Origin of the sequence: Halomonas sp. THAF12 (assembly GCF_009363675.1) — a bacterium.
GTDB classification, from domain to species: Bacteria; Pseudomonadota; Gammaproteobacteria; order Pseudomonadales; family Halomonadaceae; genus Halomonas; species Halomonas smyrnensis.
The window spans coordinates 2,918,675-2,934,422 of sequence record NZ_CP045399.1; the positions used below are offsets into that span (position 1 = coordinate 2,918,675).

Consider the following 15,748-nt stretch of genomic DNA (forward strand, 5'->3'; position numbering starts at 1 on the left):
CGGGGCGCGTTCGTTCGACGGCTCGAGGGAGCGGCCGCGGCCCTCAGGCCGGTTCGCCGTCTCCGCTCGGCAGCTCCATCAGGTGCTGCTCGATGGCCTCGCGCACCGCGGGCAGCATCACGTCGGTCTGGGCCATCAGCTCTCGCACCAGCGCCTCGAGCCCCGGCACGCCGGCCTCGTCATGCTTGAGCCGCGCCAGACGGGCACAGGTCTCGGGGCAGGCGTCCCTGGGGACATGAATGTCCAGCGCCACCAGGCGGTCGCGGAAGTCATCCCCGTCGATCAGGTCGACGATCATCATGGTGGGTTCCCCCTGTTGTTGGTGTTCGGGCTCGGTGGTGTCCGCCGATCGTGACGATGCGGGGCTCGGCGCGCCCCGGATAGCGCCAAGATTGGCACTCCGCGGCGACCGCCGCAACGCCGGCGAGCCTGCTGTTCGATGTCGCCTCGGGAGCGTCGCCGCCGCTCTCCCCACCCCTCCCCCCAACGCATGACGGCGCCCCGAGGGGCGCCGTCATGGAGAGAGTCAGACGCCCTCGTACCACGACATCCTATATCCCGGGCGTCTTGCTCCCGGAGGTCCTATTCCCGGAGGTCTCAGGCGGCCACGCTGCCATGCGGGTCGATGACGAATTTCTTGGCCGCACCGCCATCGAAGTCGGCGTAGCCCTGCGGCGCCTGGTCCAGGGTGATCATCTGCACGTTGACCGCGTCGGCGATGTTCACCTTGCCGAACAGGATCGCCTGCATCAGCGGACGGTGATACTTCATCACCGGGCACTGGCCGGTGTGGAAGCTGTGCGACTTGGCCCAGCCGAGGCCGAAGCGCATGCTCAGGCTGCCCTGCTGGGCGGCGGCGTCGGCAGAGCCCGGGTCCTCGGTCACGTACAGGCCGGGGATGCCGATCTGGCCGCCGGCGCGGGTCACCGACATGGCGGAGTTCAGCACCGCGGCCGGCGCTTCCTGACCGTGGTTGCAGCCGCAGGCATGGGCCTCGAAGCCGACGCAGTCGACGAAGGCATCGACCTCGCGCTCGCCGAGGATGACCTCGATCTTGTCGGCCATGTCGCCGTCTTCGGTCAGGTCGATGGTCTCGCAGCCGAAACTGCGGGCCTGGGCCAGGCGGTCCTCGATCATGTCGCCGACGATGACGCAGGCGGCACCCAGCAGCTGGGCGGAGACCGCGGCGGCCAGGCCGACCGGGCCGGCGCCGGCGATGTAGACGGTGGAGCCCGGGCCGACGCCGGCGGTGACGCAGCCGTGGAAGCCGGTCGGGAAGATGTCGGACAGAAGCGTCAGGTCCTTGATCTTCTCCATGGCCTGGTCGGCATCCGGGAACTTCAGCAGGTTGAAGTCGGCGTAGGGGACCATGACGTATTCGGTCTGACCGCCGACCCAGCCGCCCATGTCGACGTAGCCGTAGGCCGCGCCCGGACGCGACGGGTTGACGTTCAGGCAGATGCCGGTCTGGCCGGACTTGCAGTTGCGGCAGCGGCCGCAGGCGATGTTGAACGGCACCGACACCATGTCGCCCGGGCTCAGGAATTCAACGTCGCGCCCGCACTCGACCACGATGCCGGTGATCTCGTGCCCCAGCACCAGGCCTTCCGGGGCGGTGGTACGGCCCCGCACCATGTGCTGGTCGCTGCCACAGATGTTGGTGGTGACGACCTTGAGGATCACGCCGTGTTCGCACTTGCGATTGCCGAGGGCGAGTTCCGGGTAGGCGATGGACTCGACGGCGACCTCGCCCGGGCCCTTGTAGACGACTCCGCGGTTGTTAGAACTCATGTGGCTGGCTTCCTTCATGGTTTTTGTGGACTCACGGTACAAGACCGTCCTCCCGACCCTACCCCTCTCGCCTGGCCGGAACGCTCCTCGAGCGGCTTCGTCATGTCCATCCGCGACCCCCTGAGGCCACTTGCTGTCGACGCACAGCTACAGGTCGCTTTCACGACACTCCTCGAACTGGCCCGACGACAAGAATGGTCGGCGCCGCCCGGAGCGGCACACAACAACAACCGAGGAATACGCATGACTCACGATGACGACCCTGTCCTGTCGGCCGGACAGGACAACAAGCAGATGATGGGACTGGACTTCCACAACCCCGTGTTCCCGCTGTCTGCGCTGGCCATTCTCGGCTTCATTCTCTACGCGCTGGTCTACCCCGACGCCGCCAACACCCAGCTGGGGGCGGCGCGCGGCTTCGCCATCGAGCACTTCGACTGGCTGTTCATGATCGCCGGCAACGCGTTCGTGGTGCTGTGCCTGGCGCTGATCGTGCTGCCGCTGGGCCGCATTCGCCTGGGCGGCCCCGGCGCCCGGCCGGATCACTCGCTGGTGTCCTGGTTCAGCATGCTGTTCGCCGCCGGCATGGGCATCGGCCTGATGTTCTGGAGCGTGGCCGAGCCGGTCGCCTACTACACCGACTGGTACGGCACCCCGCTCGACGTCGCCGCCCGCACCCCGGAAGGCGCCAGCGCCGCCATGGGCGCCACCATGTTCCACTGGGGCCTCCATCCCTGGGCGATCTACGGCGTGGTCGGGCTGTCGCTGGCCTTCTTCGCCTACAACCGCGGCCTGCCGCTGACCCTGCGTTCGGCCTTCACGCCGCTGCTCGGCGAGCGCACCCGCGGCTGGTTCGGCCATCTGGTGGACATCCTCGCGGTGCTGGCCACCATCTTCGGCCTGGCCACCTCGCTGGGCTTCGGCGCCTCCCAGGCCGCCGGCGGCCTCAACTACCTGTTCGACGTGCCCAACACCCTCGGCACCCAGCTCGCCATCATCGTGGCGGTCACCGCGGTGGCGCTGTTCTCCGTGTGGCGGGGCATCGACGGCGGGGTCAAGCTGTTCTCCAACATCAACATGGTGATCGCCCTGCTGCTGCTGGCGTTCGTGGTCATCACCGGCTCCACCCTGCTGTTCGTCAACGGCCTGTGGGACACCGGCGTGGCCTACCTGACGCACCTGGTGCCGCTGTCCAACTGGATCGGCCGCGAGGACGACACCTGGTTCCACGGCTGGACCGTGTTCTACTGGGCCTGGTGGATCTCCTGGTCGCCGTTCGTCGGCATGTTCATCGCCCGGGTCTCGCGCGGCCGCACGGTGCGGGAATTCCTGATGGCGGTGCTGCTGGTGCCGACGCTGGTCACCGTCGTGTGGATGAGCGCCTTCGGCGGCAACGCCCTGGCCCAGTCCGCGGGCGGCGTCGGCGCGCTGGCCGACGGCATCGGCGAGGTGTCGCTGGCGATGTTCCAGATGCTCGAGCACCTGCCGCTGACCACCCTGACCTCGACCATGGCCATCGTGCTGGTGCTGGTGTTCTTCATCACCTCCTCGGACTCCGGCTCGCTGGTGATCGACAACATCACCGCCGGCGGCAAGGTCGACGCCCCGCGCACCCAGCGGGTGTTCTGGGCCACCCTGGAAGGCGTGATCGCCGGCGTGCTGCTCTATGGCGGCGGCGACAAGGCCCTCGGCGCCCTCCAGGCCGGCGCCGTGGCCACCGGCCTGCCCTTCACCCTGGTGCTGCTGCTGATGGCCGCGGGGCTGGTCAAGAGCCTGCGCGAGGAGCAGCGCGCCCTGGGCACCGCCCGAGCCGCCTGATCCGTCGATCCGCTCTCCTTCGATGCCCCCGGCCGGGACCTCCCGCCGGGGGCGTCGGCGTTATCGAGCCCCGTTCCGGCCCCGCGGGGCTCGACCTCGCCGCCGGTTCCGGGCATGGTGGTAGCACCATGCCCGGGCACCGCTCGGCGCCCGGGGCCACGAGCGTCAAACCCGTCTCACACCGTCAGGAGAAAGAACCCCAATGTCCAAACGACTCGTGTCGGGCCTGATCGGCCTGCTGTGCCTGCTGCCGCTGGCCTCCTCGGCCCTCGCCCAGACCAGCATGTCCGGCCAGGGCCAGGGCGGCAATTTCGAGAGCGAGCAGTACCAGAGCTGGGAGGTGCGCTGCCCCACCGACGGCCAGAACGCCCCGTGCAGCATGACCCAGCTGGTCACCAACCCGGATGACGACCAGCCGGTGATGCGCGTGATCATCGCCCAGCCGCCCCAGGCCGAGGCGCCGATCATGACCTTCCTGCTGCCGCTGGGCGTGCGCCTGGCGCCGGGCCTGCAGCTCAGCGTGGACGGCGGCGAAGGCGTGCCCTTCCCCTACCAGGTCTGCGACCAGCCGGGCTGCCGCGCCGACCTGCCGCTGGAGCCGTCGCTGATGCAGCAGCTGCGCGGGGGCAGCAACGCCACCCTGAGCCTGATCGGCCCGCGCGGCAATCGCCGCGACCTGAACATCTCGCTGATGGGCTTCACCAACGCCAGCCAGCAGATCTGAGTCGCGCGTCGCGCCACGAAAAAAGCCCCGGTCATCGACCGGGGCTTTTGCTTTGGTGCCTGGCGAGAGACGCTGCGGCTAGCGCAGCACGCCCTCTTCCTTCAACAGCTTGAGAATCGCCTCGGCGCCCTCTTCCGCGGTGACGTCGGTGAGCACCTGGCCCCCGCCACCCTCGGCCTTGGCGGCCGCGGCCTTGAAGCGGTCGCGGGCCGAGGCGGCCTTGACGATCTTCAGGCGCTTGGGCCGCTTGCGGGCCGGCTGGGTCTCCCAGCTCGCCCAGGCCTCGTCCACGGTCACGCTGCCCGGCACCGCGGCCAGGTGGCCGCGACGGGCCGGGCCGTAGGCGCTCTGTCGCGGCGCCGGTGCCGCGCCGTCGACGGTGACGATGGCCGGCAGGCGCACCTTGAGCCGGCGACGCTGGCCGCGGGGCAGCGCCTGCAGCAGGGTGGCGACGCCGTTCTCGACGCTTTCCACCGCCGCCAGGCCGCTGACCACCGGCCAGCCCAGGCGCTCGGCCAGCAGATAGGGCAGCAGGCCGGAGCCTTCGCCCTGCTCGGCGCGCTCGCCGGTGATCACCAGCTGCGGCGGCGCCTCATTGAGGGCATCGGCGAGCGCGGGCAGCGCATCGGCGCCCTCGGGCTGCTCGACCAGGGTCAGGGCGTCGAAGCCCATGCCCAGGTAGCCGCGCAGGGCCGGCTCGCTGTCCGCTTCCTTGCCGCCGGCGTGCAGCAGCCGGACGCTGGCGTCGGCCACGCCGCGGGCCAGCTCCACCGCCCGGGCGTCCTGGTCGGCGCGGCGCGCGCGGCCGGTGACGGGATGGCGTCCCACGGAGACCAGTACGGTGATCTCCAGCGAGGCATCGACTCGGGCTTCAGGCCGCATCGCGCTTCTCCTCTCGTTGCTGCTTGACCATGGTCACCAGCGACGCGAGCACCTCGGCCGAGTCGCCGATGACCGCCAGGTCGGCCCGCTTGATCATGTCGCAGCCGGGATCCATGTTGATCGCCACCACCTTGTCGCAGGTCTGGATCCCCTGCAGGTGCTGGATGGCGCCGCTGATGCCGACCGCCACGTAGACCCGGGCGGTGACCCAGGTGCCGGTGGCCCCGACCTGACGATCGCGCGGCATGAAGCCGTCATCCACGGCGACACGAGATGCCCCTTCCGTGGCGCCGAGCACCTCGGCGGCGGTGTGGTAGCCGTCCCAGTCGCGGATGCCGTTGCCCGCGGAGAGGATGAACTCGGCCTCGGCCAGCGCCACGCCCGCCGGATCGACGGGTACCTGGCCCAGGTCCTCGATGCGCGAGATCGGCGACGGCAGCTCCTGCGGCAGGCTCAGCGCCTCGGCCGCGTGACGGTTGTCGTCGACCGGCTCGGCGCATTCCTCGAGCGCGAGGGTGATGCGCGGCAGCGGCCGCTGGATGTCGAGGGTGGCCGCCGCCCCGCGGGCGGTGCACTGCCAGCCGAGCTCGGCAGTCGCATCGGGCTCGAGCTGCCACACGCCGGTGGCCGGGCGCTCGCCGAGCCGCGCCGCCAGGCGGCGACCCAGGTCGGCGCCGCCGAGCCTGGAGTCCGGCACCAGCCAGTGGCGCGGCGTCCAGGCCTCCTCCACCGCCAGCAGCGCGCCGAGGCGAGCCTCCGGGGCGAAGCCGTCGAAGCGGGGATCGTCGAGGGTGAGCAGGCGGTCGACGCCGGCCTCGCCGAAGCCGTGCTCTTTCAGCTCGCCGCCCCCCTCGCGGTTGTACCCGCCGAAGACCACCGCCAGCACCGCGCCCCGGGCGTTCGGATCGGCGTCGGCCAGCTGCCGGGCCAGACCGAGCAGGTCGCGGTCGTGGCCGGAGAGGCGGCCGCCGGCCATGTCCGGCACCACCGCCACCAGGAAGGCCGGCGATTCGATCTCGACCAGCGGCTTGCTCTGGGCGGCCGACTTGGCGGCCGCGCCGCCACCGGCGCCCTGCTGGACGCCGCTGCGGTCGATGCGCTTGATGCCGTTGGGGCCCATGAAGCCCACGGCATGCGGATTGCGGCGGACGATGCCCGCCGGTCCCATCCACTCGCTGGCCGCGCCCTGGCCGGCACTTTGTCCAAGCTCGGCCAGGACTTCCCGATGCTGCGGGTGCAGCCGGTTACGGGCGATCCACGCCTTGCGCGGATCACGACGGACGATATCGCTCATCACGCCACCTCCACGGCCTGGGGCCGGTTCGATGATTGCTGGGCCGCGCCGGCGGACGCCTCGGGCGCCTCGGTCAGGGCGTTGGCGACCAGTTCGGCGATGTCGCGCACCTCGGCGGTGGCATCGACCACGCCCTCGAGCATCGCGGTGCACTGCGGGCAGCCCACGGCCACCAGCTCGGCGCCGGTCTCGCCCACGTCGCCCATGCGCATGTCGGGAATCCGGCGCTCGCCGGGGATGTCGGTGATCGGCGCGCCGCCGCCACCGCCGCAGCAGCGGGAGCGGAAGCCGGAGCGTTCCATCTCTTTGAGCTCGATGCCGAGCGCCTTGAGCACGTTGCGCGGCGCCTCGTACTCGCCGTTGTAGCGGCCCAGGTAGCAGGGATCGTGGTAGGTCACGCCGCCGCCCTTCCAGGGCTTGACGTGCAGGCGACCGGCATCAAACAGCTCGGCGATGTAGGTGCTGTGGTGACTTACCTCGTACTGGGCCGGCATCCCGGGGCCGCCCAGCTCGCCGTACTCGTTGCCGAGCACATGGAAGCTGTGCGGGTCACAGGTGACGATACGCTGGAAGCGATACTTCGACAGGGTGGCGATGTTGCGCTTGGCCAGGCTCTGGAAGGTCGCTTCATCGCCCAGGCGACGGGCCACGTCGCCGCTGTCGCGCTCCTCGTTGCCGAGCACCGCGAAGTCGACGTCGGCGGCGCGCAGCACCTTGACCAGCGAGCGCAGGGTGCGCTGGTTGCGCATGTCGTAGGCGCCGTCACCCAGCCACAGCAGCACCTCGGCCTCGCCGCGATCCGCCATCAGCGGCAGCTCGAGGTCGGCGGCCCAGTGCATGCGGGCGTCGGGCGCGAAGCCGCCCGGGTTGTCGGTAGCGATCAGGTTGTCGAGCACCTCGGACCCCTTGTTGGGGGTGTTGCCGTGCTCGAGGGTCAGGAAGCGACGCATGTCGACGATGGCATCGACGTGCTCGATCATCATCGGGCACTCCTCGACGCAGGCGCGGCAGGTGGTGCAGGACCACAGGGTCTCGGCGTCCACCAGGGCCTTGCCCTCGCGGGCCACGATCGGGCCCTGGGGCGAGCCCTGGTGTTCGCCCACCGGCTGGCCGGGATAGGGGCTGCCGGCGTAATTGGCGTCGCTGCCGCCGGCCATGCCGACCACCATGTCCTGGATCAGCTTCTTGGGGTTGAGCGGCTGGCCGGCGGCGAAGGCCGGGCACATCGCCTCACAGCGGCCGCACTGCACGCAGGCGTCGAAGCCGAGCAGCTGGTTCCAGGTGAAGTCGCTCGGCTTCTCGACGCCCAGGGTGGCGTCTTCGTCGTCCAGGTTCAGGGCCTTGAGGCCGGTGGAGCGTTTGCCCTCGCCCCCACGCGTGGAGAAGCGCTCGGCGCGACGGTGGAAGGCCAGGTGCAGGGCCCCGGCAAAGGCGTGCTTCATGGGCCCGCCCCAGGCCATGCCGAAGACCATCTCGCCCAGGCCCCAGACCAGCGCGGCGGACAGCGCCAGCGCCAGCACCCAGCTGACGCTCCCTTCGAAAAAGTTGTCGGGCAGCAGGCCCACGGCGGGCAGGGTGATGGCGAAGACGCTCAGCGAGAAAGCCATCAGGCTCTTGGGCAGGCGCATCCACGGGCCCCTGGAGAGCCGGGACGGCGGATTACGGCGACGGCGTGCCACGAAGCAGCTGCCGACGAACATGGTGGCACTGGCGGCCAGCAGCCCCCAGCCGAGCACGCCTTCTGCGAGGCCCAGGCCGTGCACCAGGACCATCAGCACGGCCGCGGCGACGAAGCCGCCGGCGGTGGCGACGTGGGTGTTGGACATGACCTTGTCGCGGGCCACCACATGGTGCAGGTCGACCAGGTAGCGCCGCGGCACGGAGGCCAGCCCCTTGACCAGCGGCACGGGTGAGGGACGCCCCTGGCGCCACAGGCGCACGCGCCGGACGACGCCGATCGCCGCCAGGCCCAGCGCGGCGAAGATCAGGATCGGCAATAGGATATCGAGCATGACGCTCACCTCATCGGCGAGCCGGAAGCGGCAAGCCGGAAGCTGAAAGAAAGGGCGCAACGCGCGGGGATTCCTTCCAGCTTCAAGCTTCGGACTTCCAGCGAGGGGTTAAAAGTCCTTGCAGAGGCGCAGGGCGTCGTAGATCGCGGCATGGGTGTTACGCGGCGCGGTGCAGTCGCCCAGACGGAACAGCAGGAAGCCGTCGCCGTCCTCGCTCAGGCAGGGCTGCGGCTTGATGTCGTACAGCGCCTCGAGATCCACCTGGCCCTTGTTGCGCGACTCCTGCTTGAGCGCGAAGTAGAGCCCCTCGTCCGGGCGCACGCCGTTCTCGACCACGATCTGATCGACCACGCGCTCCTCCTGCTGGCCGGTGTACTCGTTCTCGAGCACCGCCACCAGGGAATCGCCCTCGCGATAGACCTTATGCAGCATCAGGTCGGAGGTCATGATCACCTCCTTCTCGTAGAGGCTGCGGTAGTAGGTCGGGAAGGTGGTGCCGCCGACCGCCGCACCGGGCTTGATGTCGTCGGTGACGATCTCGACCTTGGCGCCCTTGTCGGCCAGGTAGTCGGCCGCGGACATGCCGGCGAACTCGCACAGGGCGTCGTAGATCAGCACGTTCTTGCCCGGCTCGACCTTGCCGTTGAGCACGTCCCAGGTGCTGACGATCAGGCTCTCCTCGGGGTTCTCGGAGTAGCCCCACTCGGGATGCTGGTCCAGGTACGGCTTGCCGCCGGTGGCCAGCACCACGATGTCGGCCTTGAGGTCCTTGATGGTGGCCTCGTCGGCATAGGTGCCGAGGCGCTGGTCGACGTTGAGGCGGGCCAGCTCGAGCTGGTACCAGCGGGTGATGCCGGCGATCTGGTCGCGCTGCGGCGCCTTGGCGGCGGTGGTGATCTGCCCGCCGATGGCCTCGGCGGCCTCGAACAGGGTCACGTCATGGCCGCGCTCGGCGGCCACGCGGGCCGCTTCCATGCCGCCGGGGCCACCGCCGACCACCACGACCTTGCGCTTCCTGCCTTCGGTCTGCTCGATGATGTGCGGCAGGCCCATGTACTCGCGGGAGGTCGCGGCATTCTGGATGCACAGCACGTCCAGCCCCTGGTACTGGCGGTCGATGCAGTAGTTGGCGCCGACGCACTGCCGGATCTGGTCGACCTGGTCCATCTTGATCTTGGTGATCAGGTGCGGGTCGGCGATGTGCGCGCGGGTCATGCCCACCAGGTCGACGTAGCCCCCCTCGAGGATGCGGCTGGCCTGGTTCGGGTCCTTGATGTTCTGGGCGTGGATCACCGGCTTGGAGACCACTTCCTTGATGCCCGCCGCCAGGTGCAGGAACGGCTCCGGCGGGAAGGACATGTTGGGGATGACGTTGGCCAGGGTATCGTGGGTGTCGCAGCCCGAGCCGACCACGCCGAAGAAGTCCACCTGGCCGGTGGCATCGTAGTAGGCGGCGATCTGCTTCATGTCGTCGTGCGACAGGCCGTCCGGGTGGAACTCGTCGCCGCAGATGCGCAGGCCGACCGTGAAGTCGTCGCCGACCTCGGCGCGCACGGCCTTGAGCACTTCCATGCCGAAGCGCATGCGGTTCTCGAAGCTGCCGCCCCACTGGTCGGTGCGCTTGTTGACGCGCGGGCTCCAGAACTGGTCGATCAGGTGCTGGTGCACGGCGGACAGCTCGACGCCGTCCAGGCCGCCTTCCTTCGCCCGGCGCGCGGCCTGGGCGAAGTCACCGATGATGCGCCAGATCTCCTCCTCCTCGATGGTCTTGCAGGTGGAGCGGTGCACCGGCTCGCGGATGCCGGACGGCGACAGCAGGGTCGACCAGTTGAAGCCGTCCCAGCGCGAGCGCCGCCCCATGTGGGTGATCTGGATCATGATCTTGCCGCCGTGCTTGTGCACGGCGTCGGCCAGATTCTGGAAGTGCGGGATGATGCGGTCGGTGGATAGGTTCACCGAGCTCCACCAGGCCTGCGGGCTGTCGATGGAGACCACCGAGGAGCCGCCGCAGATGCACAGGCCGCAGCCGCCCTTGGCCTTCTCTTCGTAGTACTTGACGTAGCGGTCGGTGGTCATGCCGCCGTCGGTCGCGTAGACCTCGGCGTGGGCGGTGCTGACCACGCGGTTGCGAATGGTGAGGTTGCCGATCTCGATCGGCTGGAAGATCGCGTCGAATGCCATGGGTGATGCCTCCTCAGCCCTGCGCGTTGTTCGAGATGTCGGCGATCGGACGGGTCACGAAGACGCCGACGTCGCAGCCTTCTTCGGCGCCGCTCTGGGTCTGCTCGGCGACGGTGCGCAAGTCGCTGCCGCGGGCGGCGAGGATCTGGTCCATGGCGCCGGCGAACCAGCCGGTGAACATGTATTCGATCTTCCGGCCGACCTTGCCCATCTGATAGACGAAGGCGCTGTGCTCGAGGCGCACGCGGCAGGTGCCGGCGTCGAGGTCGATGTCCTCGGTGATGAACAGCCCCCAGCCGCGCTGAGAGAGGCGCTTCATGTAGTGTTCGAAGACGTCGACGCCCTCGAGGCCGTGGCATTCGGCCTCCTTCTCGCACCAGTGCCAGGCGCTCTTGTAGCCGGCATCGTAGAGGATCTCGGCGTACTTCTCGGCCCCCAGGGCCTCTTCCACGGCGACGTGGTTGTTGATGAAGAAGTGACGCGGCACGTAGAGCATCGGCAGGGCGTCGGTGGTCCAGATACCGGTGTCGGCATCCACTTCGATCGGCAGTTCAGGGGCCATCTTGGTCACGATCTTGTTCCTCGAATCTTGCTGATTATTATCGGGCTTCAATGGGCTCGCAGGAGCGGCTTCGGGCGTGGTTGGCTGTGCGTAAGCGGCTTCGAGCGGTGACGCGGTCGGGAGGGCGACGGGCCGCGGCCCGTCGCACCGGGCTCACTCGCCCCAGACGTCCTTCAGGACATTGACCCAGTTCTCACCCATGATCTTGCGCACCTGGCGCTCGCTCATGCCGCGCTTCAGCAGCGCCTCGGTGAGGTTGGGGAATTCGCCGATGGTGCGAATGCCCTCGGGGTTGATGATCTTGCCGAAGTTGGTCAGGCGACGGGCGTAGCCCTTGTCGTGGGTCAGCCACTCGAAGAACTGCTTGTCGTGACCCTGGGTGAAGTCGGTGCCGATGCCGATGGCATCCTCGCCGACGATGTTCATGACGTACTCGATGGCCTCGACGTAGTCGTCGACGGTGGCGTCGACGCCGGCGCGCAGGAAGGGAGTGAACATGGTCACGCCGACAAAGCCGCCGTTGTCGGCGATGAACTTGAGTTCCTCGTCGGACTTGTTGCGGGGGTGTTCCTTGAGGCCGGACGGCAGGCAGTGGGAGTAGCACACCGGCTTCTCGGAGGCCTCGATCACCTCGCGGGAGGTGTGCTCGCCGACGTGGGAGAGGTCGCACATGATGCCGACGCGGTTCATCTCGGCGACGATCTCGCGACCGAAGCCGGACAGGCCGCCGTCGCGCTCGTAGCAGCCGGTGCCGACCAGGTTCTGGGTGTTGTAGCACATCTGCACGATGCCGACGCCGAGCTTCTTGAAGATCTCGACGTAGCCGATCTGGTCCTCGAAGGCATGGGCGTTCTGGAAGCCGTAGATGATGCCGGTCTTGCCCTCTTCCTTGGCCCGGGTGATGTCCGCGGTGGTACGCACCGGACGCACCAGGTCGCTGGACTCGGCCATCAGGGCGTCGGTCTTGACGATGTTATCGACGGTGGCCTGGAAGCCTTCCCAGACGGACACGGTGCAGTTGGCGGCGGTGAGGCCGCCCTTGCGCATGTCCTCGAACAGCTCGCGGTTCCACTTGGCGATAACGAGACCATCGATGACGATGGCGTCCTGGTGCAGCTCGGCAGGGGTCATGGCTGGGGGCTCCGTAATAGCGCATGGTCACGCCGGCAGCATATCCCCCGCCCCGCGGGCCCCGGCGCCTGGAAACGACCGGGAAAATTCCAAAAGCGTCACGCCCGTCGCGATCGCGACACGCGCGAATTCGGTGTCGCGTCAGAGACGTTCGAGGTAGGTGGCACCGCCGAGATTGTGCATCTGGCCGCGGATCCAGGCGCTGCGCTGCAGCACGTAGCCGCTGGGGCGCGAGGCGCTCCAGCCGCGGGGATTGGGTAGGATGGCGGCCAGTCGGCTGGCCTGGGCGTTGCTCAGACGCGACGCCGGAACACCGAAGTAGTGACGGGAGGCGGCCTCCAGGCCGAACACCCCGTCGTCCCATTCGGCGATGTTGAGATAGACCTCGAGGATGCGCTCCTTGGGCCAGAGCGTCTCGATGAGCAGGGTGAACCAGGCCTCCAGGCCCTTGCGCACCCAGCTGCGACCGGTCCACAGGAAGAGGTTCTTGGCGGTCTGCTGACTGAGGGTGCTGGCGCCGCGCAGGTCACCGCCGCTGAGGCTGGCCTCGACGGCCCGGCGCAGCTCGACCAGGTCGAAGCCGTGATGGTCGGGGAAGCGCTGATCCTCGGCGGCGATCACCGCCAGCTTGGCGCTGTCGGCCAGCTCCCCCCAGGGGCGCCAGTCCTGGCGGATCTCCAGCGCATCGCCGTCACGCCAGGCCTGCACCTTGCGCTCGAGCATCACCATGGAGCCGCCCACCGGCACCACCCGGAACATCAGCACCGCCAGTACGCTCAGCCCGATCCCGCCGAGCAGCGCGAGTCCGAGAACCCGCGCTAGCCATCGCCATCCGTTTCCCATCGCTCCCTGCCCGGCACTCCGTCAGGGGCACACTCCCCGAGGATGGGGATGCGCCCTCCCGGCGCCAGGCGTTAGCTCAGCCTGACGCTGGCGTAGGTCGGCTCCCCTCGGGCCTGGTCCAGGGCGCTCATGGCCGCGGACACCGGCGTGTCGGGCACCGACTCGAAAGAGGCGGACTGTAGCATGACGGCGGCATCCTGGCCCAGCTGCACCGGCACCAGGTCGACGGCGCTGGAGCCCAGACGCTCGTCGCGGGGCGGGATGCCGAAGTATTCCCGATAGCACTTGGAGAAGTGCGGCGTGGAGACGAAGCCGCAGGCCGAGGCCACCTCGATGATCGACATCGGCGTCTGCTTGAGCAGCTGCCGGGCCCGGGTCAGGCGCAGCTTGAGGTAGTAGCGCGACGGCGAGCAGTGCAGGTTCTTCTGGAACAGCCGCTCCAGCTGGCGCCGCGACACGTTCACGTAGCCGGCCAGCTCGTCGAGGCTGATCGGCTCCTCGAGGTTGGCCTCCATCAGCGCCACGATCTCCAGCAGCCGCGGCTGGGTGGTGCCCAGCACGTGCTTGAGCGGCACCCGCTGCTGGTCCTGCTCGTTGCGCACGCGATCGTAGATGAACATCTCCGAGATGCCGGCGGCCAGTTCGCGGCCGTGGTCGCGGCCGATCAGGGTCAGCATCATGTCCATCGGCGCCGTGCCGCCGGAGGCCGTGGCCCGGTCGCGGTCGATGGAGAACAGCCGGGTGGTCAGGGCGACCTTGGGAAAGGCCTCCTGCATGGCGGCCAGGCACTCCCAGTGCACGCTGGCCTCGAAGCCGTCGAGCAGCCCGGCGCGGGCCAGGGCCCAGGACCCGGTGCAGACGGCCCCCAGGCGGCGCGAATGGCGCGCCTCGGACTGCAGCCAGGCGACGTGTTCACGCTGCACGCTGCGCTGCGGGCCCACGCCGCCGCAGACGATCACCATGTCCAGCGCCAGCGGCACGGTGGTGGAGGCATCCGGGGTGATCTGCAGGCCATCGCTGGCGCGCACCGGGCCGCCATCCAGGGTCAGGGTGTACCAGCGGTAGAGCTCGCGCCCGGCCAGCTGATTGGCCATGCGCAGGGGTTCGATGGCCGAGGCCAGGGAGATGAGGGTGAAGTTGTCCAGCAACAGGAAACCGAGCGTCTGCGGCCCGGCGGCATGACGCGAGGTCTGAGGAGCGCTTGTCATCGTCCATACTCCAGCACGGTGGTGTTGTCATCGTTATTGTCGAGTCAGGCAAGGACATTGCCCTGGAGGCCCGCCTGTCGCGGACAGGCATGCACGCCTCGAAATTTACCGACTGTGTCGTTTTCTGGCATGTCAAATTTGCCTATCGGGAGGCGTTTTCCCGGTACAGCGCGACAATGAGTCGCCGATAGGCATGAAGGCGTCGCTATGGACGCGAAAGGCAGGAACGACAGGCGCCGCCTGCGAGGAGGCGGCGCGGCGCGGGCCGCAGGGCGGCCCGACATGGCACCTCACGGGGCACCGCGTCTCGCGGAGCCGCATCGGCGCACGGCTGGCGCGACTCAGTGCTTGGCGTGGAGGTGCTCGGCGTGGTAGCGCAGGTGATCGTCGATGAAGCTGGCGATGAAGAAGTAGCTGTGGTCATAGCCCGGCTGGCGACGCAGGGTCAGCGGATGGTCGTGCTCGGCGCACACCGCTTCCAGGCGCTCGGGGCAGAGCTGCTCCTCGAGGAAATTGTCGGCCTCGCCCTGATCGATGAACAGCGGCTGACGGGAGGCGCCACGCGCCACCAGCTCGCAGGCATCGTACTGGGTCCACTGGCTGACGTCCTCGCCCAGGTAGTTGCCGAAGGCCTTGCGGCCCCAGGGACACTGGCTCGGGTTGACCACCGGCGCGAAGGCCGACACCGAGCGATAGTGCCCGGGGCGACGCAGGGCCAGGATCAGCGCGCCGTGACCGCCCATGGAGTGGCCGCTGATGGCCTCGCGGCCGTTGACCGGGAAGTGCTGACGCACCACCGAGGGCAGCTCCTCGGCCACGTAGTCGTACATCCGGTAGTGGTCCTTCCACGGCGCCTGGGTGGCGTTGACGTAGAAGCCCGCGCCGGTGCCGAAGTCGTAGCTGTCGTCCTCGCCCGGCAGGTTCAGCCCGCGGGGGCTGGTGTCCGGGCAGACGATGGCGATGCCGAGCTCCGCGGCCAGGCGCTGGGCGCCGGCCTTCTGCATGAAGTTCTCGTCGGTGCAGGTCAGCCCCGACAGCCACCACAGCAGCGGCACCCGCTCGGTCTCCGCCTGGGGCGGCAGGTAGATGGCGAAGGTCATCTCGCAGTCCAGCGCCCGGGAGCGATGGCGATAGCGCTTGTGCCAGCCGCCGAAGCTGCGGTTGGCCGATACCAGTTCGAGCTGTTCGGTCATGGTCATGAGCGACTCCTCATGGAATTCGAGAGCTGCCGGGCGTCGCATTCGCGACACCCGACATCGAAGGCGGATCGTTCACGCCCGCCGCGAGCGCGGCGGGCGCGAA

13 protein-coding genes are annotated in these 15,748 nt (G+C 68.9%); 2 read left to right on the forward strand and 11 right to left on the reverse strand.

Annotated features, from left to right (window positions below):
- Positions 1 to 43: 43 nt before the first annotated feature.
- Complete coding sequence (locus FIU88_RS13500; RefSeq protein ID WP_016853736.1) at positions 44 to 301, reverse strand: hypothetical protein; 258 nt, start codon at positions 299 to 301, stop codon at positions 44 to 46.
- A 296-nt stretch (positions 302 to 597) separates the two neighbouring features.
- Positions 598 to 1,791 (reverse strand): formaldehyde dehydrogenase, glutathione-independent, encoded by a 1,194-nt coding sequence (gene fdhA, locus FIU88_RS13505; RefSeq protein ID WP_016853735.1) that lies wholly within the window; start codon positions 1,789 to 1,791, stop codon positions 598 to 600.
- Positions 1,792 to 2,034: 243 nt separating this feature from the next.
- Here fdhA and FIU88_RS13510 point away from each other — a divergent pair, with 243 nt between their 5' ends.
- Both FIU88_RS13510 and FIU88_RS13515 read left to right on the forward strand, forming a co-directional pair.
- Complete coding sequence (locus FIU88_RS13510) at positions 2,035 to 3,609, forward strand: BCCT family transporter (protein ID WP_152479580.1); 1,575 nt, start codon at positions 2,035 to 2,037, stop codon at positions 3,607 to 3,609.
- A 202-nt stretch (positions 3,610 to 3,811) separates the two neighbouring features.
- Positions 3,812 to 4,333: an invasion associated locus B family protein gene (locus FIU88_RS13515; protein WP_016853733.1), complete on the forward strand. Its 522-nt coding sequence runs from the start codon at positions 3,812 to 3,814 to the stop codon at positions 4,331 to 4,333.
- A gap of 78 nt (positions 4,334 to 4,411) precedes the next feature.
- On the opposite strand, the gene FIU88_RS13520 is transcribed toward FIU88_RS13515, so the two are convergent.
- The 9 genes from FIU88_RS13520 to fghA form a co-directional block, all read right to left on the reverse strand.
- Positions 4,412 to 5,215, reverse strand: coding sequence for an electron transfer flavoprotein subunit beta (locus FIU88_RS13520; RefSeq protein WP_152479581.1), 804 nt, complete (start codon positions 5,213 to 5,215; stop codon positions 4,412 to 4,414).
- Entirely contained in the window at positions 5,205 to 6,509 is a 1,305-nt protein-coding gene (locus tag FIU88_RS13525) for an electron transfer flavoprotein subunit alpha/FixB family protein (RefSeq protein WP_152479582.1), read from the reverse strand. The genes FIU88_RS13520 and FIU88_RS13525 overlap by 11 nt, the downstream gene beginning before the upstream one ends.
- Entirely contained in the window at positions 6,509 to 8,521 is a 2,013-nt protein-coding gene (locus FIU88_RS13530) for a (Fe-S)-binding protein (protein WP_152479583.1), read from the reverse strand. The genes FIU88_RS13525 and FIU88_RS13530 overlap by 1 nt, the downstream gene beginning before the upstream one ends.
- Positions 8,522 to 8,629: 108 nt before the next feature.
- Positions 8,630 to 10,702 (reverse strand): dimethylglycine demethylation protein DgcA, encoded by a 2,073-nt coding sequence (dgcA, locus tag FIU88_RS13535; RefSeq protein ID WP_152479584.1) that lies wholly within the window; start codon positions 10,700 to 10,702, stop codon positions 8,630 to 8,632.
- A 13-nt stretch (positions 10,703 to 10,715) separates the two neighbouring features.
- A complete protein-coding gene (locus FIU88_RS13540) occupies positions 10,716 to 11,273 on the reverse strand; it encodes a DUF5943 domain-containing protein (protein ID WP_016853728.1) in 558 nt (185 codons plus the stop codon).
- Positions 11,274 to 11,417: 144 nt separating this feature from the next.
- On the reverse strand, positions 11,418 to 12,395 hold the full coding sequence (locus tag FIU88_RS13545; protein WP_016853727.1) for a dipeptidase: 978 nt from the start codon (positions 12,393 to 12,395) through the stop codon (positions 11,418 to 11,420).
- 141 nt (positions 12,396 to 12,536) lie between these two features.
- Positions 12,537 to 13,238 carry a monofunctional biosynthetic peptidoglycan transglycosylase gene (gene mtgA, locus FIU88_RS13550; protein ID WP_152479585.1) on the reverse strand — a complete coding sequence of 234 codons (702 nt, stop codon included), beginning with the start codon at positions 13,236 to 13,238 and terminating at the stop codon, positions 12,537 to 12,539.
- Between the two features lie 71 nt (positions 13,239 to 13,309).
- Complete coding sequence (locus tag FIU88_RS13555) at positions 13,310 to 14,446, reverse strand: GlxA family transcriptional regulator (protein ID WP_016853725.1); 1,137 nt, start codon at positions 14,444 to 14,446, stop codon at positions 13,310 to 13,312.
- A gap of 341 nt (positions 14,447 to 14,787) precedes the next feature.
- Entirely contained in the window at positions 14,788 to 15,645 is an 858-nt protein-coding gene (fghA, locus tag FIU88_RS13560) for an S-formylglutathione hydrolase (protein WP_016853724.1), read from the reverse strand.
- Positions 15,646 to 15,748: the final 103 nt, after the last annotated feature.